Below are 24,830 nucleotides of genomic sequence, written 5' to 3'. Positions count from 1 at the left end.
ATGTCAGATCGTATGCGCCTGTTAGGGCGCGGCTGGTAAGAGAGCCTTATAGGCGCATCAGAAAAACCTCCGGCTATGCCGGAGGATATTTATTTCAAAGCTGATAACAAGCGGGCGATTAAGCCAGTTTGTTGATCTGTGCAGTCAGGTTTGCTTTATGACGTGCAGCTTTGTTTTTGTGGATCAGACCTTTAGCAGCCTGACGGTCCACGATTGGTTGCATTTCGTTAAATGCTTTCAGTGCAGTAGCTTTGTCGCCAGCTTCGATAGCTGCGTATACTTTCTTGATGAAAGTACGCATCATAGAGCGACGGCTAGCGTTGTGTTTGCGAGCCTTTTCAGACTGAACGGCGCGCTTCTTAGCTGATTTGATATTAGCCAAGGCCAACTCCCAAATGTGTTCTATATGGACAATTCAAAGGCCGAGGAATATGCCCGTTTAGCCTTCTTTTGTCAATGGATTTGTGCAAATAAGCGCCGTTAATTTGACAACGCTGCATTACGTATTGATGGCGCAGGATTCTACCAGCTTGTGGGCAACGAATACAGTCCTTCCGGCACAAAAATCATGCGCGTCGGCCATATTTTCTTACCTTTCCAGCGGATGCTGATGAAAACATTCCTTCTTTCCGCCGTGAGGCGTAATCGCGGGTTAACGTGACGGGTTGTACAAGGTATACTCTGACGATTTTCACTCTTTTGAGCCAGACATGAAGCTGATACGCGGCATACATAATCTCAGCCAGGCCCCGCATGGGTGCGTGCTGACCATTGGTAATTTCGACGGTGTGCATCGCGGGCATCAGGCGTTACTGCAAGGCTTACGTGCCGAGGGCAGAGCGCGCGGTTTGCCTGTGGTGGTGATGATTTTTGAACCGCAGCCGCTGGAGCTTTTCGCGGCTGACAAGGCCCCGGCTCGCTTGACGCGTCTGCGTGAAAAACTGCGCTATCTGGCCGAGAGTGGAGTGGACTACGTCCTCTGCCTGCGCTTTGACCGTCGCTTTGCGGCGCTGACCGCGCAGGACTTTATCAGCGAACTGCTGGTGAAGCGTCTGGGGGTGCAGTTTCTCGCCGTTGGCGATGATTTCCGCTTCGGCGCTGGTCGTCAGGGCGATTTCTTGTTATTACAGAAGGCTGGCGAAGATTTTGGTTTCGATATCACCAGTACCGAAACCTTCTGCCACGGTGGTGTGCGCATTAGCAGCACCGCGGTACGTCAGGCGCTGGCCGAGGATAACCTCGAACAGGCTGAAAGCCTGCTGGGCCATCCGTTTATCATCTCCGGGCGCGTGGTGCACGGCGATGAACTGGGCCGAACCATCGGTTTCCCGACGGCGAACTTACCGCTGCGTCGTCAGGTGTCCCCGGTAAAAGGGGTCTATGCGGTAGAAGTCACGGGGCTGGGTGATAAGCCTCTGCCGGGCGTGGCAAATATTGGTACGCGCCCGACGGTTGCAGGCGTTCGCCAGCAGCTGGAAGTGCATTTGCTCGACGTTGTAATGGACCTTTACGGTCGCCATATAGATGTAGTGCTGCGTAAAAAAATACGCAACGAGCAGCGATTTGCATCGCTGGATGAACTAAAAGCGCAGATTGCGCGTGATGAATTAACGGCCCGCGAGTTTTTTGGGCTTTCAAACCCGGCTTAAATGCCTACGTAAATATACGGAACCGAGAATCTGATGAGTGACTATAAATCAACCCTGAATTTGCCGGAAACAGGGTTCCCGATGCGCGGCGATCTCGCCAAGCGCGAACCGGGAATGCTGGCGCGTTGGACTGATGATGACCTGTACGGCATCATTCGTGCAGCCAAAAAAGGCAAAAAAACGTTCATTCTGCATGATGGCCCTCCATATGCGAACGGCAACATTCATATTGGTCACTCGGTTAACAAGATTCTGAAAGACATTATCGTGAAGTCCAAAGGACTTTCCGGTTATGACTCTCCGTACGTGCCAGGCTGGGACTGCCACGGCCTGCCTATCGAGCTGAAAGTTGAGCAAGAATTTGGCAAGCCGGGCGAGAAATTTACTGCCGCCGAGTTCCGCGCCAAGTGCCGCGAATACGCCGCAACCCAGGTTGACGGTCAGCGTACCGACTTCATCCGTCTGGGCGTGCTGGGCGACTGGCAGAAGCCATATCTGACCATGGACTTCAAAACTGAAGCCAACATCATTCGTGCGCTGGGCAAAATCGTTGCCAACGGCCACCTGCACAAAGGCGCGAAGCCAGTGCACTGGTGCGTTGACTGCCGTTCTGCGCTGGCGGAAGCGGAAGTTGAGTACTACGACAAAACTTCTCCGTCCATCGACGTGGCGTTCCACGCCGCTGACCAGGATGCGGTGAAAGCGAAATTTGGCGCGGCGAACGTGACCGGCCCGATCTCCCTGGTTATCTGGACCACTACACCGTGGACCCTGCCAGCGAACCGTGCCATCTCCCTGGCCCCTGACTTCGACTACGCGCTGGTGCAGATTGACGGCCAGGCGCTGATTCTGGCAAGCGACCTCGTTGAGAGCGTGATGAAGCGCATCGGCGTGAGCGATTACACCATTCTGGGCACCGTCAAAGGCGCCGAGCTGGAACTGCTGCGCTTCACCCACCCGTTCATGGGCTTCGACGTTCCAGCTATTCTGGGCGACCACGTGACGCTGGATGCCGGTACCGGTGCGGTGCATACCGCCGGCGGCCACGGCCCTGACGACTATGTGATCAGCCAGAAATACGGTCTGGAAATTGCTAACCCGGTTGGCCCTGATGGCGCTTACCTGGCGGGCACTTACCCAGAACTGGACGGCGTGAACGTCTTCAAAGCCAACGACAAAATCGTTGCGCTGTTGACCGAAAAAGGCGCACTGCTGCACGTAGAAAAAATGCAGCACAGCTACCCATGCTGCTGGCGTCACAAGTCACCGATCATCTTCCGTGCGACCCCGCAGTGGTTCGTCAGCATGGATAAAAAAGGCCTGCGTATTCAGTCTCTCAAAGAGATCGACCGCATCGAGCAGGAAGGCCTGGCGAAAGAAGATCTGAGCGGCTGGATCCCGGCCTGGGGTAAAGCACGTATCGAATCGATGGTGGCGAACCGTCCTGACTGGTGTATCTCCCGTCAGCGTACCTGGGGCGTACCAATGGCGCTGTTCGTGCATAAAGACACCGAAGAGCTGCACCCGCGCACCACTGAACTGATGGAAGCGGTCGCTAAATACGTTGAAAAAGACGGTATTCAGGCGTGGTGGGATCTTGACCCGCGTGAAATCCTCGGTGACGACGCGGACAACTACGTCAAAGTGCCGGATACTCTGGACGTGTGGTTCGACTCCGGTTCAACCAGCTACTCCGTCGTCGATGCGCGCCCTGAGTTCGGCTGCCATTCTGCGGACATGTATCTGGAAGGTTCTGACCAGCACCGCGGTTGGTTCATGTCCTCCCTGATGATCAGCGTCGCGATGAAAGGCAAAGCGCCGTATCGCCAGGTGCTGACTCACGGCTTCACCGTCGATGGTCAGGGCCGTAAGATGTCTAAATCTATCGGTAACACCGTTTCTCCGCAGGACGTGATGAACAAGCTGGGCGCAGATATCCTGCGTCTGTGGGTGGCATCAACCGACTACACCGGCGAAATGGCGGTATCGGATGAGATCCTGAAACGTGCTGCCGACAGCTATCGTCGTATCCGTAACACCGCGCGCTTCCTGCTGGCGAACCTTAATGGTTTCGACCCGGTAAAAGACATGGTGAAACCGGAAGAGATGGTAGTTCTGGACCGTTGGGCCGTGGGCTGCGCGCAAGAAGCGCAGGCTGACATCATGAAAGCCTACGAATCCTATGACTTCCACGAAGTGGTGCAGCGCCTGATGCGCTTCTGCTCCATCGAAATGGGCTCGTTCTACCTCGACATCATCAAAGACCGCCAGTACACCGCGAAAGCGGACAGCGTGGCGCGTCGTAGCTGCCAGACTGCGCTGTACCATATCGCAGAAGCGCTGGTTCGCTGGATGGCGCCAATCATGTCCTTCACCGCCGACGAAATCTGGGGCTACCTGCCGGGTGACCGCGAGAAGTACGTCTTCACCGGCGAGTGGTACGAAGGTCTGTTTGGCCTGGCCGACAGCGAAGCGATGAACGACGCGTTCTGGGAAACGCTGCTGCAGGTTCGTGGCGAAGTGAACAAGGTCATCGAGCAGGCGCGTGCTGATAAGAAAGTCGGTGGTTCTCTGGAAGCGGCAGTCACCCTGTACGCCCAGCCGGAACTGGCGGCTAAACTGAACGCACTCGGCGACGAATTACGATTTGTCCTGTTGACCTCCGGGGCGACCGTTGCGGATTATGAAGCGGCAACCGCCGATGCCCAGCAGAGCGAACTGCTGAAAGGGCTGAAAGTGGCGCTGAATAAAGCCGAAGGCGAGAAGTGCCCGCGTTGCTGGCATTACACTCAGGACGTCGGTAAGGTGGCGGAACACGCAGAAATCTGCGGACGCTGTGTGAGCAACGTGGCCGGTGACGGCGAAAAACGTAAGTTTGCCTGATGAGTAAATCGATTTGTTCAACAGGGCTGCGCTGGCTGTGGCTGGTAGTCGTCGTGCTGATTATCGATCTGGGCAGTAAATACCTGATCCTCCAGAACTTTGCTCTGGGGGAGACGGTTTCGCTGTTCCCGTCGCTTAATCTGCATTATGCGCGTAACTATGGCGCGGCGTTTAGCTTCCTGGCCGACAGCGGTGGCTGGCAGCGCTGGTTCTTTGCGGGTATCGCTATCGGTATCTGTATTGCGCTGGCGGTGCTGATGTATCGCGCTAAGGCCACACAAAAGCTGAATAACATCGCCTATGCGCTGATTATTGGCGGCGCGCTGGGTAACCTGTTCGACCGTCTGTGGCACGGCTTCGTTGTCGACATGATCGATTTCTACGTCGGCGACTGGCACTTTGCCACCTTCAACCTGGCCGATACGGCAATCTGTATCGGTGCTGCGCTTATCGTGCTGGAAGGTTTCCTGCCGAAAAAGCAGGCGTAAGATAATGCCGGATGGCGCTGCGCTTATCCGGCCTACAATCCGTTGTAGGCCCGGTAAGCGTAGCGCCACCGGGCAATCGTTGCGCCGAACGTATAACAATAATCGTCATTCCAATGTCGTAAGATAAAAGGCTGTCCCTGCATGTCTAACTCGATTCAAAGCAATAGCGCGGTGCTGGTGCACTTCACGCTGAAACTGGACGATGGCTCTACCGCTGAGTCGACCCGTAACAACGGCAAACCGGCGCTGTTTCGTCTGGGCGATGCCTCCCTGTCTGAAGGGCTGGAGCAGCATCTTCTCGGCCTGAAGGCCGGGGACAAAAAATCCTTCTCTCTGGAGCCTGACGCGGCGTTTGGTATTTCCACGCCCGATCTTATCCAGTACTTCTCCCGCCGCGAATTTATGGATGCGGGCGAACCGGAAATCGGCGCTATCATGCTGTTCACCGCAATGGACGGCAGCGAGATGCCAGGCGTGATCCGCGAGATTAACGGTGACTCCATCACGGTTGATTTCAACCACCCGCTGGCGGGCCATACCGTTCATTTTGATATTGAAGTACTGGAAGTCGATCCGGTACTGGAGGCGTAACATGCAGATCCTGTTGGCCAACCCACGCGGCTTTTGTGCAGGCGTTGACCGCGCTATCAGCATTGTTGAAAATGCGCTCGCCATTTATGGCGCGCCAATCTACGTTCGTCACGAAGTGGTGCATAACCGCTATGTGGTGGACAGCCTGCGCGCACGCGGCGCTATCTTTATCGAGCAGATTAGCGAAGTGCCGGACGGCGCCATCCTGATCTTCTCCGCCCACGGCGTTTCTCAGGCCGTGCGTAACGAAGCGAAAAGCCGCGATCTGACGGTCTTTGACGCGACTTGCCCGCTGGTCACCAAAGTGCATATGGAAGTGGCGCGCGCCAGCCGTCGCGGCGAAGAGTCGATTCTTATCGGCCACGCCGGTCACCCGGAAGTCGAAGGCACAATGGGCCAGTACAGCAACCCGAAAGGGGGGATGTACCTCGTTGAGTCGCCGGAAGATGTCCTGAAGCTGGCGGTGAAAGACGAAGGCAAGCTGTCGTTTATGACTCAGACCACGCTCTCGGTGGACGATACCTCTGACGTTATTGACGCGTTACGCCAGCGGTTCCCAAAAATCGTTGGCCCGCGTAAAGACGATATCTGCTACGCCACCACCAACCGCCAGGAAGCCGTGCGATCGCTCGCCCAGCAGGCGGACGTGGTGCTGGTCGTCGGGTCGAAGAACTCTTCCAACTCCAACCGTCTGGCCGAACTGGCGCAGCGGATGGGGAAAGCAGCCTATCTGATTGACGATGCGTCTGATATCCAGGAAGCCTGGGTGAAAGAAGCGTCCTGCGTCGGCGTCACCGCCGGGGCATCCGCGCCGGATATTCTGGTGCAGAACGTCATTGCTCGCCTGCAATCGTTAGGCGGCGGCGAGGCAATTACCCTTGAAGGCCGCGAAGAGAATATCGTCTTTGAGGTTCCGCGCGAGCTGCGTGTGGATGTTCGTGAAGTCGAATAAATTAATCTCCCCGTGAATGTGAAAAAATGCCAGGCTTAACGTCTGGCATTTTTTATGGAGAAATCATGCGACTGCCTATCTTCCTGGATACCGATCCCGGTATCGACGACGCCGCGGCGATTGCCGCCGCGCTGTTTGCTCCCGAGCTGGATCTCCAGCTTATGACCACCGTCGCCGGCAACGTCTCCGTCGAGAAAACCACCCGTAACGGCCTGCAGTTGCTCCATTTCTGGGAAGCGGATGTGCCGCTGGCGCAGGGCGCGGCCGCACCGCTGGTTCGCCCGCTGCGCGATGCCGCGGCGGTGCACGGCGAATCCGGCATGGAGGGCTATGATTTTGTCGAGCATAACCGCCAGCCGCTGGCGAAACCGGCGTTCCAGGCGATCCGCGATGCGCTGATGCTGGCGTCGGAGCCTGTCACCCTGGTCGCGATTGGCCCGCTGACCAATATCGCGCTGCTGCTGACGCAGTACCCTGAGTGCCGCTTCAACATTCGCCGCCTGGTGATTATGGGCGGTTCCGCCGGGCGCGGTAACTTTACGCCGAACGCCGAGTTTAATATCGCTATCGACCCAGAAGCAGCGGCGCTGGTGTTCCGCAGCGGTCTGGAGATTGTGATGTGTGGGCTGGACGTTACCAATCAGGCAACGCTCTCGCCGGAATATCTGGCCTCACTGCCGGCGCTGAATAAAACCGGCGGTATGCTTCACGCGCTGTTCAGCCACTACCGCAGTGGCAGTATGCAGAGCGGCCTGCGCATGCACGACCTGTGCGCGATTGCCTGGCTGGCGCGCCCGGCGCTGTTTACCCTGCAAAGCTGCTACGTTGCGGTTGAAACGCAGGGGCAATATACCGCCGGGACAACGGTGGTGGATATTGAAGGGAAACTCGGTCAGCCTGCCAACGCGCAGGTCGCGCTGGGGCTGGACGTCGAAGGCTTCCGCCAATGGGTAGCGGAAGTGTTCGCATTAGCGCCTTAAGCATTTACCAGGGAACGGTGTTACCGCGAAAATCGAGGTACTCCAGCCCCGGACGCTGCTGTTTTTCCAGCAGCACGTTCACCAATGAGGGAATGGTCTCTGCAATGGTGTAAGGGGCATCAGGGCCGCCTAAATCGGTCTTGATCCACCCCGGCGCCATGGTGACCAACGGTCTGCCATGCATGGTGGGGCGAGCGGCAAAGCTTCGCATAAACATATTTAGCGCCGCCTTGCTGCCGCGGTAGAGTTCCCGCTGCCCGCTTTCGTTATTAGCAATACTCCCCTGACCTGAGGACATCACGCCAATCAGCCCCCCGGCGGTAACCTGCGGTTCCAGCTGCTCAACCACCCGCATTGGGGCCAGCGCGTTGGTCAGCATTATCTGCATAAACTCTTCCGTCGTAATATCACCAATGCCCTGAGAAGGGTCGCGATTGGTGGTACCGGCGTTCACAAACAGCATATCGATGCGCTGGCCGTGCAGGCGTTGCGCTAGCGTGGCTATCTGCTGCGCGCTGCAAATATCCAGCATCTCAATACGCACCTTGCCTGGATGCTGGAGCGCCAACTGATGTAAAGGGGTCGCGGGGGCTGATTGGCGCACGGTGCCAATCACGTTCCAGCCGTGGCCGATAAACGCCTCTGCCATTGCCTGCCCGAGGCCGCGCGATGCGCCAACGATGAGTACGGTTTTTGCCTGCATGAGGGTTCTCCTGCGGTAATACTGATGAGTTGCAGAAAATATAGGCGCATTTCATATATGGCGGAAGACGCAGCATCTACAGTAATAACCTGCACCAAACGCCTTATCAAAAAGAGATGACATGACGGAACCTGATTTCAACCTGCTGGTGGCGCTTGATGCGCTGCTCAGTGAATCGAGCGTGGCCGGTGCGGCGCGCCGTTTGGGGCTGAGCGCCTCGGCGATGAGCCGTACCTTGAGTCGCTTACGTGCGGCGACGAACGACCCGCTGCTGGTGAGAGCGGGAAGAAAGATGGTGCTCACCCCCCATGCGCAAGCGATTCGGGAAAGGGCTAACAGCGCAGCGCTGGAGGCCCGCCAGGTACTCAGCCCGGCGCTTTCAGCGCTGACGCTACCGACGCTGGAAAGAACCTTCATGCTGCGCACCAATGACGGTTTTGTTGAAACCTTTGGCGCCCGTCTGGTCGCAGCGGCGGCAGCGCAAGCGCCTGGCGTGCGTCTCTGTTTTGTCGCCAAGCCGGAAAAAGAGGCCGCGCCGCTGCGCGAGGGGCGGGTGTGCCTTGAGATTGGCGTGCAGAAGGCGATGGGGCCGGAGATTCGTCTGCAGACGCTGTTCCGGGACCGCTTTGTCGGCGTAGTGAGGAAAAACCATCCGCTGCTGGCCAGTACGCTAAGCGTTGAGGAGTATGCGCGTTGGGGGCATGTGGTGGCTTCGCGCCACGGCAGTAGGCAAGGGCCGGTTGATGAGGCATTGGCAGCGCTAGGGCTATCGCGCCGCGTGGTGTCGATTGTGCCGGGATATACGGCGGCGCTGGCAGTTGTGCAGGATAGCGACCTGATTGCTCAGGTGCCATTGTCCTGGTTTGTGGGGTTACAGAGCCGCATTGAAGCCGAGCGGTATACCTCATTTGTGCTGCCGGTGAAAACGCCTGAGATGACCGTCTCGCAGATGTGGCATCCGCGTATGGACGCCGACCCCGCGCACCGCTGGCTGCGGCGTTTGGTGCTCAGCGTTTGTCAGTCATAGCGCTGCGGTAGCTTCTCACTCAGGTAATCAATCATCGCCCGCATCCTGGCGGGCATATGTTGGTTACGTGTCCATAACAGCCACAGATCGCCGCTGTAGTCGCTGATAAATTCCCACTCCGGCAGTACCTGCACAATCTCGCCGTTAGCCAGCGCTTCCCGCGCGGTAAACAGCGGCAGGCTGCCGATACCGAGATGGCTTTTCACCGCGTCCAGCCGCACGCCGGTATGGTTGGCGGCGTAGCGTCCATGGGTCTGAATCGTCTCGCTCTTCTCGCCAAACCGGAATTTCCAGCGCGCATCGGTGGGCGTTTCGCCGAGGCTGATGCAGCAATGTTCGCGCAGCGCCTGTGGGGTATCCGGCGTACCGTGCTGGCGTAAATATGCCGGGGTAGCGCAAATCACATGGCTTACCGGCATCAACGCTTTGCCGTACAGGCCGGGGGAGGGTGACTGGCTGATGCGCAGCGCCAGGTCGACGCCGTCGTCAATCAAATCCATATAGCGGTCTTCAAGGCGCAGGCACACGTCGACGTCCGGATAGCGCTCAAGGAATTCGGCCATCAGCGGGTGAATCACAAAGCGTCCCACCGCTTTCGGTACGCTAACGGTCAACTTGCCCTGCGCCACCTGCTGGCGGCTACTGCCGGAATCCATCGCCATCTGCGCGGCATTCAGCATCTCCTGCGCGTGTTCGTACACCATTTTCCCCGTCTCGCTCAGCGCTAGCTTGCGGGTGGTACGATGCAGCAATTTACTGCCCAGCGCCTGCTCAAGACGCGACACGCTGCGGCTAATGGCGGAAGGCGTGGCGCCAGCGGCTTTGGCGGCAGCGGTAAAGTTACCCTGGTCGATAATCAACACAAAGGTGGCAAGGTCGGGTAGAAGGTTAGGGTTCATTTGTGCATACCAGGCAAAGATGTATTGAGTGGGCGCAGGATTATCGCCATTGATAAAGTGAATATACTCTTCTCATCAAGAGGAGAACAATCATGACTGAACGTCTTTATTACACCTGCGATAACACCGAAGGCCCGGCTAACGTGCTGAGCTGTACGCCAGAGCCGGACGGGCGCTACGCGATTGTGCTGGATAGCACGCTGTTTCACCCGCAGGGCGGCGGGCAGCCTGCGGACGCGGGCTGGATTAGTGATGAACCAGTGGAAGCGGTGTTGTCGCGCGGTGACGATGTGCTGCATATCCTGGCAAAACCGTTATCCCCCGGCGCCGTGAATCTGCGGGTGGATGCCGCGCAGCGCAAACTGCACGCCCGGCTGCATTCTGCCGGGCACCTGATCGGCCTGGCGGGAACCGAATACGGCTGGCATCCGGTGAAAGCGCACCATTGGCCCAACGAGGGGCGTATTACTTTCGCCACTGGGGAAAACGCCACGTTGCCGGATGCGACGTCGCTACTGGCGAAAATCAGCGACTGGCAGGCGGAAAATCTCGCCCGACAGGTGACGTTTGCCGATGGCTTGCGGCAGGTGGGGTTTGGTTATCTCCCGGCTTACCCGTGTGGAGGAACGCACGTTGCCCACCTTTCGGAGATTGGGCCGGTGACGATTACCCAGGTGAAGATGAAAAAGGGGCAGATGATCGTCAACTATACGCTCGAGGCGTAAAACGCGCCTGGCGAAATTATCTTCGCGGATTCGCTGGTCATCGCTCGGTTTTCCCGTCGTTTTTCTATCCTCTCGCGCCATCCTGAGCGCGTTTGACTTCTTTCCTTTGCGGCGGCAATGATTCATCCTGCGGGATGAATCATGTCTTTTACTGATATTCCTCTCTGTTTATCATTAAATTCTAATTATGGACGTTTTCGGCTGGCGACCCTGCCGCGGGCTGGTTACTCTGAAAACGATTTACGCAATTTTAACAAAAGAGAATAGCTATGCATGATGCACAAATCCGCGTCGCCATTGCTGGCGCTGGCGGCCGCATGGGACGGCAGTTAATCCAGGCAACCCTGGCGATGGAAGGCGTTCAATTAGGGGCCGCGCTGGAGCGTGAAGGCTCTTCTTTACTGGGCAGCGATGCCGGTGAACTGGCGGGGGCTGGCAAATCTGGCGTCACCGTTCAGAGCAGCCTGGAAGCGGTAAAAGATGATTTTGATGTGTTCATCGATTTTACCCGCCCGGAAGGCACGCTGGCGCATCTGGCGTTTTGTCGCCAGCACGGTAAAGGCATGGTCATTGGGACCACCGGCTTTGACGATGCCGGTAAACAGGCCATTCGCGAGGCGTCAGAAGAGATTGCGATCGTTTTCGCAGCCAACTTCAGCGTTGGCGTTAACGTCATGCTCAAGCTGCTGGAGAAAGCGGCGAAAGTGATGGGCGACTATACCGATATCGAAATTATTGAAGCGCACCACCGCCATAAAGTGGATGCGCCATCGGGCACGGCGCTGGCGATGGGCGAAGCGATCGCCGGGGCGCTGGATAAAGATCTCAAGGACTGCGCGGTCTACTCGCGCGAAGGTTATACCGGTGAACGCGTGCCGGGCACTATTGGTTTTGCCACCGTTCGCGCCGGCGACATTGTTGGTGAACACACCGCGATGTTTGCCGACATTGGCGAGCGCGTAGAGATTACGCATAAGGCTTCAAGCCGCATGACCTTTGCTAACGGCGCGGTAAGATCGGCACTGTGGCTAAAAACTAAGAAAAACGGTCTTTTTGATATGCGTGATGTGCTGAATTTAAATGAATTATAAGTATTTATTACCCATCGTGATGTGGTTATTGTAGTCATAATTAGTTGATTACACAGGGCAATATTTTATTGCCCTTTATTTTATCTGTTATTTCGTGTTTTTGTTATGAGTCTATTGTTTTTAGATATTATCTATCTAAAATGTGTTGGTTAAATGTAAATTTTGACCATCCGGTCTACTTTTTCACTCCCCTTGTCGAAATTTAACACTCTTCCTGCTCCGCAAGCGTTTTCCACAATGAGTTAGTTGATCTTTTTGATGGCTATCGCCTTGCTGTCACATCAATGGCGCAAAATAATAATAAAAATTGTCCTTTAAGGTAGACATTTGCCGAGGCTGTCACTAGAATGCCGCCGTTTGCCAGAAATTCATCGGTAAGCAGATTTGCATTGATTTGTGCCATTGTTATGAATTAATATGCAAATAAAGCGAGTAAATATTCTCTGGAGGGTGTTTTGATTAAGTCAGCGCTATTGGTTCTGGAAGACGGAACCCAGTTTTACGGTCGGGCCATAGGGGCAACGGGTTCGGCGGTTGGGGAAGTCGTTTTCAATACTTCAATGACCGGTTATCAAGAAATCCTCACTGATCCTTCCTATTCTCGCCAAATCGTCACCCTTACTTATCCCCATATTGGTAATGTCGGCACCAACGCCGCCGATGAAGAGTCCTCTCAGGTTCACGCTCAGGGTCTGGTTATTCGCGACCTGCCGCTGATTGCCAGCAACTACCGCAACACCGAAGACCTCTCTTCTTACCTCAAGCGCCATAACATCGTGGCGATTGCCGATATCGATACTCGTAAGCTGACGCGACTGCTGCGCGAGAAGGGCGCTCAGAACGGCTGCATCATCGCAGGCGATAATCTGGATGCTACGCTGGCCTTAGAAAAAGCCAAAGCGTTCCCGGGCTTAAATGGGATGGACCTGGCAAAAGAAGTAACCACGGCTGAATCCTACAGCTGGACGCAGGGTAGCTGGACGCTGGTGGGTGACCTGCCGGAAGCGAAGTCCGAAGAAGAACTGCCGTTCCACGTCGTGGCCTACGATTTTGGCGCGAAACGCAACATCCTGCGCATGCTGGTTGACCGCGGCTGCCGCCTGACGGTGGTGCCAGCGAAAACCTCCGCCGAAGAAGTCCTGGCGATGAATCCAGACGGCGTGTTCCTGTCTAACGGCCCTGGTGACCCAGCACCGTGTGACTACGCCATCGACGCGATTGAAAAATTCCTCCAGACCGACGTTCCGGTATTTGGCATCTGCCTCGGCCATCAACTGCTGGCGCTGGCGAGCGGTGCGAAGACCATCAAGATGAAGTTTGGTCACCACGGTGGCAACCACCCGGTGAAAGATATGGACAAGAACGTGGTGATGATCACCGCGCAGAACCACGGCTTCGCGGTTGATGAAGACTCGCTGCCAGCCAACCTGCGCGTGACCCACAAATCTCTGTTCGACGGTACCCTGCAGGGGATTCACCGTACCGATAAACCGGCGTTCAGCTTCCAGGGCCACCCAGAGGCGAGCCCAGGCCCGCACGATGCGGCGCCGCTGTTCGACCACTTTATCGAGCTTATTGAGCAATACCGTCAGTCCGCGAAATAATCAGGAGTAATAAGAGCCATGCCAAAACGTACAGACATAAAAAGTATCCTGATTCTGGGCGCGGGCCCGATTGTTATCGGTCAGGCGTGTGAGTTTGACTACTCCGGTGCCCAGGCGTGTAAAGCGCTGCGTGAAGAGGGCTACCGCGTCATTCTGGTGAACTCTAACCCGGCCACCATCATGACCGACCCGGAAATGGCCGATGCGACCTACATCGAGCCGATTCACTGGGAAGTGGTACGCAAAATCATCGAAAAAGAGCGCCCGGACGCGGTTCTGCCGACCATGGGCGGCCAGACCGCGCTGAACTGCGCGCTGGAGCTGGAGCGTCAGGGCGTGCTCGAAGAGTTCGGCGTGACCATGATTGGTGCGACTGCCGACGCGATTGATAAAGCAGAAGACCGTCGCCGTTTCGACGTGGCGATGAAGAAAATCGGCCTCGACACCGCACGTTCCGGTATCGCGCACACCATGGAAGAAGCGCTGGCGGTTGCCGCTGACGTCGGCTTCCCATGCATCATCCGCCCAAGCTTCACCATGGGCGGCACCGGTGGCGGTATCGCCTACAACCGCGAAGAGTTCGAAGAAATCTGCGAACGCGGTCTGGACCTCTCGCCAACCAACGAGCTGCTGATTGATGAATCGCTGATCGGCTGGAAAGAGTACGAGATGGAAGTGGTGCGTGATAAGAACGACAACTGCATCATCGTCTGCTCTATCGAAAACTTCGATGCGATGGGCATCCACACCGGTGACTCCATCACCGTGGCGCCAGCGCAGACCCTGACCGACAAAGAATACCAAATCATGCGTAACGCCTCGATGGCGGTACTGCGTGAAATCGGCGTAGAAACCGGTGGTTCTAACGTGCAGTTCTCGGTGAACCCGAAAGATGGTCGCCTGATTGTTATCGAGATGAACCCGCGTGTATCCCGCTCCTCGGCGCTGGCTTCCAAAGCAACCGGCTTCCCGATTGCTAAAGTGGCCGCCAAGCTGGCAGTGGGCTACACCCTCGACGAACTGATGAACGACATCACTGGCGGCCGTACCCCGGCATCCTTCGAGCCGTCCATCGACTACGTTGTGACCAAGATTCCACGCTTCAACTTCGAGAAGTTTGTCGGCGCGAACGACCGTCTGACCACGCAGATGAAATCTGTCGGTGAAGTGATGGCGATTGGCCGCACGCAGCAGGAATCCCTGCAGAAAGCGCTACGCGGCCTGGAAGTGGGCGCGACCGGCTTCGACCCGAAAGTGAGCCTCGACGACCCTGAAGCGCTGACCAAAATCCGCCGCGAGCTGAAAGACGCAGGCGCTGAGCGTATCTGGTACATCGCCGATGCCTTCCGCGCGGGCCTTTCCGTCGACGGCGTGTTCAACCTGACCAACATCGACCGCTGGTTCCTGGTACAGATTGAAGAGCTGGTGCGTCTGGAAGAGAAAGTGGCGGAAGTGGGCATCAACGGCCTCGACGCTGACTTCCTGTTCCACCTGAAACGCAAAGGCTTTGCCGATGCGCGTCTGGCGAAACTGGCGGGCGTACGCGAAGCGGAAATCCGCAAGCTGCGTGACCAGTACAACCTGCACCCGGTCTACAAGCGTGTGGATACCTGCGCGGCTGAATTTGCCACCGACACCGCCTACATGTACTCCACCTATGAAGAAGAGTGCGAGTCCAACCCGTCCGTTGACCGCGACAAAATCATGGTCCTCGGCGGCGGCCCGAACCGTATCGGTCAAGGTATCGAATTCGACTACTGCTGCGTACACGCCTCGCTGGCGCTGCGCGAAGACGGTTACGAGACCATCATGGTCAACTGTAACCCGGAAACCGTCTCTACCGACTACGACACTTCCGACCGTCTGTACTTCGAGCCGGTAACCCTGGAAGACGTGCTGGAAATCGTGCGCATCGAGAAGCCGAAGGGCGTTATCGTACAGTACGGCGGCCAGACCCCGCTGAAACTGGCGCGTGAACTGGAAGCCGCAGGCGTACCGGTTATCGGTACCAGCCCGGATGCTATCGACCGTGCGGAAGACCGTGAACGCTTCCAGCATGCGGTTGACCGTCTGAAGCTGAAACAGCCGGCGAACGCCACCGTGACCGCGATTGAACAAGCGGTTGAGAAGGCGAAAGAGATTGGCTACCCGCTGGTGGTGCGCCCGTCCTACGTACTGGGCGGCCGTGCGATGGAAATCGTCTACGACGAAGTCGACCTTAAGCGTTACTTCCAGACCGCCGTCAGCGTATCTAACGACGCGCCGGTGCTGCTGGACCGCTTCCTCGACGACGCGATTGAAGTCGACGTTGACGCTATCTGCGACGGCGAAATGGTGCTGATTGGCGGCATCATGGAGCACATCGAGCAGGCTGGCGTTCACTCCGGTGACTCAGCGTGTTCCCTGCCAGCCTACACGCTGAGCCAGGAAATTCAGGACGTGATGCGTGAGCAGGTGCAGAAGCTGGCCTTCGAACTGCAGGTACGCGGCCTGATGAACGTGCAGTTCGCGGTAAAAGACAACGAAGTCTACCTGATTGAAGTTAACCCACGTGCGGCGCGTACCGTACCGTTCGTCTCCAAGGCGACCGGCGTACCGCTGGCGAAAGTGGCGGCGCGTGTGATGGCAGGGAAAACCCTGAAGCAGCAGGGCGTGACCAAAGAAATCATCCCACCGTACTACTCGGTGAAAGAAGTGGTGCTGCCGTTCAACAAATTCCCAGGCGTTGACCCACTGTTAGGGCCAGAAATGCGCTCTACCGGGGAAGTGATGGGCGTGGGCCGTACCTTCGCGGAAGCGTTCGCCAAGGCGCAGCTGGGCAGCAACTCCACCATGAAGAAACAGGGCCGTGCGCTGCTCTCCGTTCGCGAAGGCGACAAAGAGCGCGTGGTTGACCTGGCCGCTAAGCTGCTGAAACAGGGCTTCGAGCTGGATGCGACCCACGGTACCGCGATTGTGCTGGGCGAAGCCGGTATCAACCCGCGTCTGGTGAACAAGGTGCATGAAGGCCGTCCGCACATTCAGGACCGTATTAAGAATGGCGAATACACCTACATCATCAACACCACCGCAGGTCGTCAGGCGATTGAAGACTCCAAGCTGATTCGCCGCAGCGCGCTGCAGTACAAGGTGCATTACGACACCACCCTGAACGGTGGCTTCGCGACGGCGATGGCGCTGAATGCAGATGCCAAAGACAAAGTGACTTCCGTACAGGAAATGCACGCGCAGATTAAAAAATAAGTGCGAGCAATAAAATAAAACGCCGGGCAGATGCCCGGCGTTTTTGTTTTTATATCCTGGTTACTGTTCCGTTGCTGGCATCGCCGCTGCGGTCTGCTGCGACTTGCTGGCCTGTTCCTCGCGGAATTTCAGGTTATCCCAGATACGGAAGAACGGGTAATACATCACCAGCGAGATCCCGAGGTTGACGATTTGCAGCACTGAACCGGAGATATGTCCGCCGGTTGCCAGATATCCACTGACCACAATCGGCGTGGTGAACGGCAGCGCAATCCCGGCCGGTTTGGCCACCAAACCGGTGGTCATTGCCACGTAGGAGACAATCACCAGAACCACCGGGGTCAGGATAAACGGCACTACCAGGTACGGGTTCATCACGATAGGAATACCAAATACCATTGGCTCGCTGATGTTAAACAGGCTGCCCGGCGCGGCGATTTTACCGAGCTGCTTCATCTGCATGCTGCGGCTGCGCAGGATCATAAAGATAACCAGCCCTAACAGCGCCCCGGTACCGCCTGGTGCAATCCACAGATCGTAGAACTGCTGGGTGATAATGTGCGGGATTGGCAGGCCGTTCTGGAACGCTTCCAGGTTTTCCGACATGTTGCTGAGCCAGACCGGGCGGATAAACACCAGCACGATGGTGTCGCCGTGCAGGCCGAGCATCCACAGAATGCCAATCAGCAGCACCGAAATTATCATCCCCGGCAGCGAGCCGCCGACGTGGCTCATCGGAATACCGACTAGCTCAGTAATCATGGTGTTGATATCGCCAAACGGCGTTGCTTCAACCAGCAGACGCAGCGCCAGCACTACCGCCAGCACGCAGAAACCTGGGATCAGCGCGAGGAACGATTTTGCCACCGCCGGTGGCACGCCTTCCGGCATGCGAATCACCAGGTTGCGGTCGTTAACAAAGCGGTAGATTTCGGTTGAGAGCAGGGCAATCAGGATAGCTACGAACAGCCCCTGGCTGCCAATCTGGCCCATTGGCATCACGCCTTTGACCAGCTGCGCCACGTCGCTACCCGCCGGGGTAAACATGATGTGCTGTGGAATGGTCATCACAAAGGCCACCAGGGAGACAGCCCCGGCGGTCAGCGGGTCGAGGGTGCGGTACTTCTCCGCCAGACGGTAGGCGATACCGAAGCTGGAGATCAGCGCCATGATGTCGTAAGTCGCCTTGACCGGGTAGAGCACTTTTTCCTGCCACGTTGGGCCGAAAAGCTCGGTCATCAGCGTGCCGTAGCCCGGCACCGGCAGATAGGCGAAGATCAGGAAGAACGAACCTATCAGCATAAACGGCATGTTCAGGATGATCCCGTCACGCACCGAAAGCACATGTTTTTGTCCGGCGATTTTGAGCGCGGTCGGTAAAACGTATTTATCTATTATCGACTTATTCACAGACACCCCCTGCCCGGCGCAGACGTTGCCGACCGGGCTATTGCTGTATTTATGGTTGGCTAAACTGCGGCAGCCACGCTTTATTGATTGTGAGTACTTCATCGACCAGCGCCGAGGCCAGATTCACATCGGCGACCAGCGGGTTGGCGACCAGCGCCAGCAGCGCTTTTTGCTTATCGCCATCTACGGCGGCATCAATGGTCAGACGCTCAAAATCCTTCACCTGCTGGGTCAGGCCGTTCATCAGCGGTGGCAGTTTGCCAAAGGCCAGCGGATGCGCACCCAGCGCATCAATCAGGCAGTTGGTCTCTATCACCGCGTCGTCCGGCAGTCCTTGAATGGCACCGTTATTGGCGGTATTGACCACCATCTCAATGCCAAGATTGTTGTGCAGTGCGTTAATCAGCTGTACGGCCACTTCGGAGTAGAACGAACCGCCGCGCTGGCTCAGCTCCTCTGGTTTCTTGTCCAGATTCGGGTCGGCGTACAGTTTGAACAGCGACGCTTCGACTTTCATTACCTGCTCGGCGCGGGTGCCTTTGCTGTCGGCATCCGCCAGTTCGTCTTCCAGCATGGTGCGGGTCTGCCAGAAATAGCGGTGATACGGGCAGGGAATGGCGCGCAGCGCACGCAGTAGTTCCGGTGGCCACGGAATGGCCTTGATGTTGTTCATCGACAGCTGCTCGCCGTCGCACAGCATCTCGATAACCTCGTCGGTCGCATCGCGACCCGCGGCCAGCACCTGATGCACCCAAACCATATGGTTCAGGCCGGCAAAGCGCAGCGAAACGTTGTCGTAAGGCAGCTTCAGCATGTCGGCAATCATGTGGTGCATCGTCACCGGCACGTTGCACAGGCCGATGATCTTCGCCTTGCTGTGACGTGACACCGCTTCAGTGACGATACCTGCCGGATTGGTGAAGTTGATGATCCATGCATTCGGCGCCAGGCGCTCGACGCGTCTGGCGATATCCAGCATCACCGGAATCGTGCGCAGCGCTTTAGCGAAGCCGCCCACGCCGGTGGTTTCCTGGCCCAGCAGCTTGTGACTTAAACCCAGACGCTCATCAGCGGCGCGAGCCGGTAGCTGGCCTACACGCAGTTGGGTGAGCACAAAACTTGAGCCGGTAATCGCTTCATCGGCATCGAAGTGAACCGATACTTTCACCGCCTCCAGCCCGTTGCGGTCGAGCATGCGGCGGGCGAGCGCGGCAATAATTTCGACCTTTTCACGACCTGCTTCGACATCAACCAGCGCCAGTTCCGCCATTGGCAGGGAAGCATGACGCGCAATTAATCCTTCAACCAGTTCAGGGGTGTAGCTGCTGCCCCCGCCAATCACGGTAATTTTCATTGTTCTCTCCGAGGCCTTAGGCCATCAGTTGGATCGCTTTATCGAGTACGCGATCGCCGCGCATGGTGCCGTAGTCCATCATGTCGATCACTTCGACCGGTTTGCCCAATGGTGCAGACAGCTCGCGCAGACGAGAGAGTTCAAACTGCACCTGCGGGCCGAGCAGCACCACGTCGGCCTGCGGCAACATGCTTTCGATTTCGGCAACCGGATAAGCGTTAATCTCGACCGCCAGCGCGCGTTTTTCCGCTTCGGCGCGCATCTTCTGTACCAGCATGCTGGTGGACATTCCGGCGGCGCAGCACAACATGATCTTTTTCATGACAATTTTTCCCTCACTTGAAAACATATTTCACACATTAGCCGTTTCATGCAGCATGTATGAAAATTATTTTCATGAGTGTGATCGGCGTTAAAATATTGCTTTACGGTATGTTATCTGCGTTAAAGTGTGATCGAGGTAAGAAAAACGAATAACTGTTACCCGGATAGCGGAGATGCCTGGGTCTGTTGATCGAATGAATTGAAAAATAATTTCAATAAATTATGATGTTTTTAACGAGCAAAACTTGCCGACATTAGGACTCTCTGGTTATGGATATTGTTTATCAGCTGGTGAATGGGCTATCGGGGCTGCCGGCGCAGGAATCCCGGCTGGCGCGCTTTTTCCTTGATAATTTTGCCCAGATACCTGAGGCAAGTATTGAAGAGCTGGCGGCAAAGGCGGGCGTGAGCCCTGCGACGCTACAGCATTTCTCGCGCAGTATTGGCTGCGCCGATCTCAATGATTTTATTGGCCAGGTGCGACATCAGCAGCAGGAGAATCGTTTGAAAACGACGGCGGCACCGATGCTCGGCGACGCGGCATGGGTGGACACCGGTACGCTCCAGAAGCTGGCGAAAAACGCCGGGATCGGCAGTGAGATCCTTGATCGCTTTTCTCACTCCATTGGTCGCGAGGGTAGCGATGACATTCTGAGCCTGATTCGCCAGCGGCTGCAGGATTTTAGCCAACAGGAGTCCCGTGTAGCGCAGACGATCCTCAGCGACGTGGCGTTTGCGGCGTCGGCGACGATCGATCAGCTGGCGACGGCAGCCGGCGTGAGTCCGGCCACCATCACGCGTTTTGCCCGCGCGGCAGGCTGCGACGATATTCGCGATTTGCGCATGAAGCTGGCGCAAGCCAGCGCGCCGGTTGCCAGCGGTGATATGCCGGAGCCGTGGCGCGAGCGGCTTAACCAGATCCAGTATTCGTTGAACGCGCAGCTTCACGAGCTGTCGCCTGCGGCGGTTGAGCGGGCGACAAGCCTGCTTAAACAGGCGAAAGCGGTGCATATTTTCAGCGCCAGTACCGCCGATAATCCGTTTGCCAGCGTGTTGCAGTACCGTCTGCTGACGCAGGGATACCCGGCCAATGTCTGTCAGGATCCGGCGCTGATGGGAATTACCGCTTCGATGCTCGGGGCGGGGCAGGTGCTGGTGGTCTTTGCCGGTACGCCGCCGGGAAGCGCGCTGATTGCCGCCGTGCATCAGGCGCGCTGGGCGGGGGCGGATATTATCGTGATAGGCCAGCAGGAGAGCGCGCTCAGCCATCAGCAAAATGTCACGCTACCGCTTAACGACCCGCGTTACGGGTCGCTGCTGATTGTCGATTTGATATGTGATTCGATGTGAGTTGGTGCTGCCCCGGCGTTGCGTTGCTCGGCCGGGCTACATGCACCGATTCGGTTTTGTAGGCCTGATAAGCGTAGCGCCATCAGGCGGGTTGGTGTTGATTGCCGGATGGCGGCATAGCCTTATCCGGCCTACAACGACATGTACGGTAGTCCGGCCGTACAAACGCGACGCCGGGGGCTCAGAACGCCGTCTCTAACGTTTCCAGCACGTTATACTCGTCATCAACCAGCAGCAGCGCCTTCCATTTGTCGAACGTCAGGCAAGGGTGCGAGGTGCTGAACACCAGAATATCCCCCACCTTCATGTCCACGCCTGGTGCCAGCTTCAGCATGGCGTGCTGATCCATGATTCCTGTGGTTTCAATGCTGTTCGTCGCCATTTCAATCGTTTTCCCTGCGCGATAATGCGCTACTGGCTGCGGTAACCCAGCATCAAACGCGCTGTCGCGCTTGCCGAAATTGACGATCGCCCGGCCGCTTTCCGGCACCGACTGCACCATCGCCACCAGTTCCAGCGCAGAAACCAGATCGCCGCCGAGGTCGCAGGCCGTCTGGTCACGCGCGACGATCGCGTTCTGCGCTTCCAGATAGATCCCCGCATCGTGGGTGATATAGCAGCCAGGGCGGATCGCCACCCGGCAGTTGGCCGGTTTCGGCTCGGCAAGCCAGACGTTACACACCACGTCATACCACACGGAGCCCGCGCCGGTGAGGAGAAACTCGCCCGTCACATAGCGCTCAAGCTGGCAGGCCAGCGCGGCGGCATCGCGCAGCAGCGCTTCCACCTTCGGCTGTGGGTTATCGCCGTGCAGCACACCTTCATACAGCTCAAGACCGCGCAAACGCAGTGCCGGCAGGGGGGCTATCTGCTCGGCAAGCGCAAGCGCCTGTTCTGCGGTTCGACACCCGCAGCGGCCGCCCGGCACGCCCAGCTCCAGCAGAATATCCAGCGTCTGGTTTTGCGCGGCGAAGAATGCCGAGAGTGCGCGGGCGTTGTCGATGCTGTCGACGCAGCACAGGTAATCCACTGCCGGGTATTCCGTCTTGAGTCGGGCTATCAGTGCCATATTGGCCTTGCCGACCAGTTGGTTCACCATCAACACGCGGTGAATGCCGCTGGCGGCGGCGATGCTAGCCTGCCAGGCGCTGCCAACGCCAATAGCCCAGGCCCCCGCCTGCTGCTGCTGTGAAAAGATCCACGGTGTCATGGTGGTTTTACCGTGCGGGGCGAGTGAGACGCCGCGCGCATCGGCGTAGCGCTGCATCCACTGGATATTGTTGTCCAACGCTGTCTTTTTGATCACTGCCGCGGGAAGGCAAACGTCTTCATTGAGGATGTTTGTTGGGGTAAATAGCGTAGCTGATTTGTGGGATACGAAGAGATTTGATTGGTATTTCATAACATAAATCCTTCCGGTTTTTGTCTTATATCATGAATGTGTAATTAGTTATTTTATTGTAATTAAATGACTTTTTTTATTGGTGTTGATTTTGATGAATAAAAGTATCATTAATTTATGCCTGTTTTGTGTAGTCTTTCACTGTTTTCAGCGCTTGTAAATGGTCAAATTCAAGGCAGGAAACGACAGGGGTAGAGAAGAGATGCAGTTCGATTATCTGTTCAGGAACGTCACGGTTATCGACGGTAGCGGCGGCCCGCAGTATCGCGGTGATGTCGCCATCAAGGGCGATCGCATTGTGGAGATAGCGCCCGCCATCGACGGGCAGACGCAGCACGAGATTGACGGCACGGGTCGCGTGCTGGCACCGGGATTTATCGATGTCCATACCCACGATGACATTAACGTTATCCGCATGCCGGAGTACCTGCCCAAAATTAGCCAGGGCGTGACCACGGTGATCGTCGGTAACTGCGGGATCAGTGCTGCGAGTGCGACGATCGCAGGCGACGTGCCGGATCCGATGAACCTATTGGGCAATGCGGAACAGTTTATCTACCCGACGGTTAACGCCTACGCTGACGCAGTGACGCAGGCGTGTCCGGCGGTGAACGTCGGCACGCTGATCGGTCATACCGCGCTGCGTAATAATCAGATGGATTCTCTGTTCCGCCCGGCCAATGCGGTGGAAATTCAGGCCATGCGAAAACAGCTGCGACTGGCGCTACAGCAGGGGGCGTTAGGGCTCAGCACCGGGCTCGCCTATGCCTCCGCCTTCCAGTCGACGACCGAAGAGGTGATGGCGCTGGCGGAAGAACTGGCGGCGGAGAACGGGATTTATACCACCCATCTGCGCTCGGAGTTCGAGCCGATTCTCGACGCGCTTGATGAAGCGTTCCGTATTGGTCGCCACGGCAAGGTGCCGGTGGTGGTCTCGCACCACAAATGCGCGGGAGCCAACAACTGGGGGCGCACCGTGGAAACGCTGGCGCTGTTCGATAAAGCCCGCGAACAGCAGGATGTCGCCTGCGACTGTTATCCGTATTCCGCCAGCTCGTCGACGCTGGATATGAAACAGATTACCGCTGATTTTGACATCGTTATCACCTGGTCAACGCCGCATCCGGAGATGGCTGGGCAGACCTTAAAGCAGATTGCGCAAAGCTGGTCGCTGACGCTGGAAGAGGCGGGCAAGCGGTTGATGCCTGCCGGCGCTATTTACTACAACATGGATGAACAGGATGTGCAGCGAGTGTTGCGCTATCCGCTGACCATGGTCGGCTCGGACGGCTTACCCAATGACCCAATGCCGCATCCTCGTCTGTGGGGGGCGTTCCCACGCGTGCTGGGGCACTACAGCCGTGATGAAAAACTGTTCCCGTTGACCATCGCGGTACACAAGATGACCGGCCTGTCGGCGGCGCGTTTTCAGCTCACCGACCGCGGGCTTATCAAACGCGGCTATTTTGCCGATCTGGTGTTGTTCGACCCAGAGACCATCCGCGATGTTGCGAGCTTTAGCGACCCGCAGCAGCCCGCCGCTGGTATTGACGCGGTGATGGTCAACGGCGTCATGAGCTACGGGCACAATCACAACGTTATCGGGCGCGCTGGGCGATTCTTACGCCGGTCAGCCGGAAAAATTAAGGAGCAGCAACAATGAGCATTAAACGTTATGGCGTTGGCGGCAGCACCGGTACCGGCGGGCAGTCTTTGCCGTTTGCCAAGGCCGTTGAAGCCGGCGGCTGGCTGTATGTGTCCGGGCAAACGCCAATGAAAGACGGCGAAGTGGTGGAGGGGGGGATTATTGAACAGTCCCGTCTGGCGATTCAGAACTGCGTGGATATTATGCAGGATGCGGGATATAGCCTGGCGGATGTGGTGCATGTGAAGGTCTATCTGACCGATGCGCGCTACTTCCAGTCTTTCAACAAAGTGTTCCGTGAGTTCTTTGCCGACCACCCGCCGGCGCGCGTGTGCTGCGTAGCGGACCTGGTGGTGGATTGTAAGGTTGAGGTGGATTTGACCTGTTACAACGCGCAGCGAGTGAAGTAACTTGCAGGGTGGGTTGGACCCTCACCCCAACCCTCTCCCAGGAAGGGAGAGGGGGAAAAGCGCGCCCATTTTAACTCCGAAGCCTCAACCCGCATATTCA

Annotated in this window: 21 protein-coding genes; 14 read left to right on the top strand and 7 right to left on the bottom strand. The window is 57.0% G+C overall.

Going from position 1 to position 24,830, the window contains the following annotated elements; all coding sequences use genetic code 11:
• Positions 1-118: 118 nt before the first annotated feature.
• Positions 119-382, bottom strand: a complete 264-nt coding sequence (rpsT, locus tag ACLGE8_RS12300; protein WP_003018940.1) for a 30S ribosomal protein S20 — start codon at positions 380-382, stop codon at positions 119-121.
• Between the two features lie 328 nt (positions 383-710).
• Between rpsT and ribF the strand changes: the two genes are divergently transcribed.
• The 6 genes from ribF to rihC all read left to right on the top strand — a co-directional run bounded on the left by ribF (position 711) and on the right by rihC (position 7,543).
• Positions 711-1,649 (top strand): bifunctional riboflavin kinase/FAD synthetase, encoded by a 939-nt coding sequence (gene ribF, locus ACLGE8_RS12295; protein ID WP_185668293.1) that lies wholly within the window; start codon positions 711-713, stop codon positions 1,647-1,649.
• Positions 1,650-1,682: 33 nt separating this feature from the next.
• On the top strand, positions 1,683-4,532 hold the full coding sequence (ileS, locus tag ACLGE8_RS12290; protein WP_410998795.1) for an isoleucine--tRNA ligase: 2,850 nt from the start codon (positions 1,683-1,685) through the stop codon (positions 4,530-4,532).
• On the top strand, positions 4,532-5,020 hold the full coding sequence (lspA, locus tag ACLGE8_RS12285; RefSeq protein WP_333496036.1) for a signal peptidase II: 489 nt from the start codon (positions 4,532-4,534) through the stop codon (positions 5,018-5,020). The genes ileS and lspA overlap by 1 nt, the downstream gene beginning before the upstream one ends.
• A 141-nt stretch (positions 5,021-5,161) precedes the next feature.
• Complete coding sequence (gene fkpB / locus ACLGE8_RS12280; RefSeq protein WP_064547280.1) at positions 5,162-5,611, top strand: FKBP-type peptidyl-prolyl cis-trans isomerase; 450 nt, start codon at positions 5,162-5,164, stop codon at positions 5,609-5,611.
• Position 5,612: 1 nt separating this feature from the next.
• A complete protein-coding gene (gene ispH, locus ACLGE8_RS12275; RefSeq protein ID WP_410998792.1) occupies positions 5,613-6,563 on the top strand; it encodes a 4-hydroxy-3-methylbut-2-enyl diphosphate reductase in 951 nt (316 codons plus the stop codon).
• Positions 6,564-6,628: 65 nt separating this feature from the next.
• Positions 6,629-7,543, top strand: a complete 915-nt coding sequence (gene rihC / locus ACLGE8_RS12270; RefSeq protein ID WP_410998790.1) for a ribonucleoside hydrolase RihC — start codon at positions 6,629-6,631, stop codon at positions 7,541-7,543.
• Positions 7,544-7,547: 4 nt separating this feature from the next.
• Here rihC and ACLGE8_RS12265 read toward each other — a convergent pair whose 3' ends face one another.
• Positions 7,548-8,246, bottom strand: coding sequence for an SDR family NAD(P)-dependent oxidoreductase (locus ACLGE8_RS12265; protein ID WP_410998788.1), 699 nt, complete (start codon positions 8,244-8,246; stop codon positions 7,548-7,550).
• A gap of 121 nt (positions 8,247-8,367) precedes the next feature.
• On the opposite strand from ACLGE8_RS12265, the gene ACLGE8_RS12260 reads away from it, so the two are divergent.
• Entirely contained in the window at positions 8,368-9,273 is a 906-nt protein-coding gene (locus ACLGE8_RS12260) for a LysR family transcriptional regulator (RefSeq protein ID WP_410998786.1), read from the top strand.
• On the opposite strand, the gene ACLGE8_RS12255 is transcribed toward ACLGE8_RS12260, so the two are convergent.
• Positions 9,264-10,172, bottom strand: a complete 909-nt coding sequence (locus ACLGE8_RS12255; protein WP_410998784.1) for a LysR family transcriptional regulator — start codon at positions 10,170-10,172, stop codon at positions 9,264-9,266. The two genes, ACLGE8_RS12260 and ACLGE8_RS12255, sit on opposite strands and share 10 nt — an antisense overlap.
• Before the next feature lie 92 nt (positions 10,173-10,264).
• Between ACLGE8_RS12255 and ACLGE8_RS12250 the strand changes: the two genes are divergently transcribed.
• From ACLGE8_RS12250 to carB, 4 genes are all read left to right on the top strand, one after another.
• Positions 10,265-10,897 (top strand): alanyl-tRNA editing protein, encoded by a 633-nt coding sequence (locus tag ACLGE8_RS12250; protein ID WP_410998782.1) that lies wholly within the window; start codon positions 10,265-10,267, stop codon positions 10,895-10,897.
• 269 nt (positions 10,898-11,166) lie between these two features.
• A complete protein-coding gene (gene dapB / locus ACLGE8_RS12245) occupies positions 11,167-11,988 on the top strand; it encodes a 4-hydroxy-tetrahydrodipicolinate reductase (protein WP_410998780.1) in 822 nt (273 codons plus the stop codon).
• Between the two features lie 455 nt (positions 11,989-12,443).
• On the top strand, positions 12,444-13,592 hold the full coding sequence (carA, locus tag ACLGE8_RS12240; protein ID WP_410998778.1) for a glutamine-hydrolyzing carbamoyl-phosphate synthase small subunit: 1,149 nt from the start codon (positions 12,444-12,446) through the stop codon (positions 13,590-13,592).
• Between the two features lie 18 nt (positions 13,593-13,610).
• On the top strand, positions 13,611-16,835 hold the full coding sequence (gene carB, locus ACLGE8_RS12235; RefSeq protein WP_368300163.1) for a carbamoyl-phosphate synthase large subunit: 3,225 nt from the start codon (positions 13,611-13,613) through the stop codon (positions 16,833-16,835).
• A gap of 60 nt (positions 16,836-16,895) precedes the next feature.
• Here the strand turns inward: carB and celB are convergent, their stop codons facing one another.
• The 3 genes from celB to ACLGE8_RS12220 are packed head-to-tail and all read right to left on the bottom strand — an operon-like array spanning position 16,896 to position 19,921.
• Positions 16,896-18,245 (bottom strand): PTS cellobiose transporter subunit IIC, encoded by a 1,350-nt coding sequence (gene celB / locus ACLGE8_RS12230; RefSeq protein ID WP_410998776.1) that lies wholly within the window; start codon positions 18,243-18,245, stop codon positions 16,896-16,898.
• A gap of 49 nt (positions 18,246-18,294) precedes the next feature.
• Positions 18,295-19,599 (bottom strand): 6-phospho-beta-glucosidase, encoded by a 1,305-nt coding sequence (locus tag ACLGE8_RS12225; RefSeq protein WP_410998774.1) that lies wholly within the window; start codon positions 19,597-19,599, stop codon positions 18,295-18,297.
• A gap of 16 nt (positions 19,600-19,615) precedes the next feature.
• Positions 19,616-19,921, bottom strand: a complete 306-nt coding sequence (locus ACLGE8_RS12220; RefSeq protein ID WP_106925318.1) for a PTS sugar transporter subunit IIB — start codon at positions 19,919-19,921, stop codon at positions 19,616-19,618.
• Between the two features lie 272 nt (positions 19,922-20,193).
• Between ACLGE8_RS12220 and ACLGE8_RS12215 the strand changes: the two genes are divergently transcribed.
• Positions 20,194-21,273, top strand: coding sequence for a MurR/RpiR family transcriptional regulator (locus ACLGE8_RS12215; protein ID WP_410998772.1), 1,080 nt, complete (start codon positions 20,194-20,196; stop codon positions 21,271-21,273).
• 181 nt (positions 21,274-21,454) lie between these two features.
• Here ACLGE8_RS12215 and ACLGE8_RS12210 read toward each other — a convergent pair whose 3' ends face one another.
• Positions 21,455-22,675, bottom strand: coding sequence for an amino acid deaminase (locus ACLGE8_RS12210; RefSeq protein ID WP_410998770.1), 1,221 nt, complete (start codon positions 22,673-22,675; stop codon positions 21,455-21,457).
• Between the two features lie 202 nt (positions 22,676-22,877).
• On the opposite strand from ACLGE8_RS12210, the gene ACLGE8_RS12205 reads away from it, so the two are divergent.
• Together ACLGE8_RS12205 and ACLGE8_RS12200 are read left to right on the top strand one after the other, a co-directional pair.
• Positions 22,878-24,338, top strand: coding sequence for an N-acyl-D-amino-acid deacylase family protein (locus tag ACLGE8_RS12205; protein WP_410998768.1), 1,461 nt, complete (start codon positions 22,878-22,880; stop codon positions 24,336-24,338).
• Positions 24,335-24,730, top strand: a complete 396-nt coding sequence (locus ACLGE8_RS12200; RefSeq protein WP_410998766.1) for a RidA family protein — start codon at positions 24,335-24,337, stop codon at positions 24,728-24,730. Before ACLGE8_RS12205 ends, ACLGE8_RS12200 begins: the two co-directional genes overlap by 4 nt.
• The last annotated feature ends 100 nt before the right edge of the window (positions 24,731-24,830 follow it).

It is taken from the genome of Kluyvera sp. 142486 (genome assembly GCF_046569695.1).
In the GTDB taxonomy this organism is placed as follows: domain Bacteria; phylum Pseudomonadota; class Gammaproteobacteria; order Enterobacterales; family Enterobacteriaceae; genus Kluyvera.
This window is presented reverse-complemented; position numbering and strand designations above follow the sequence as displayed.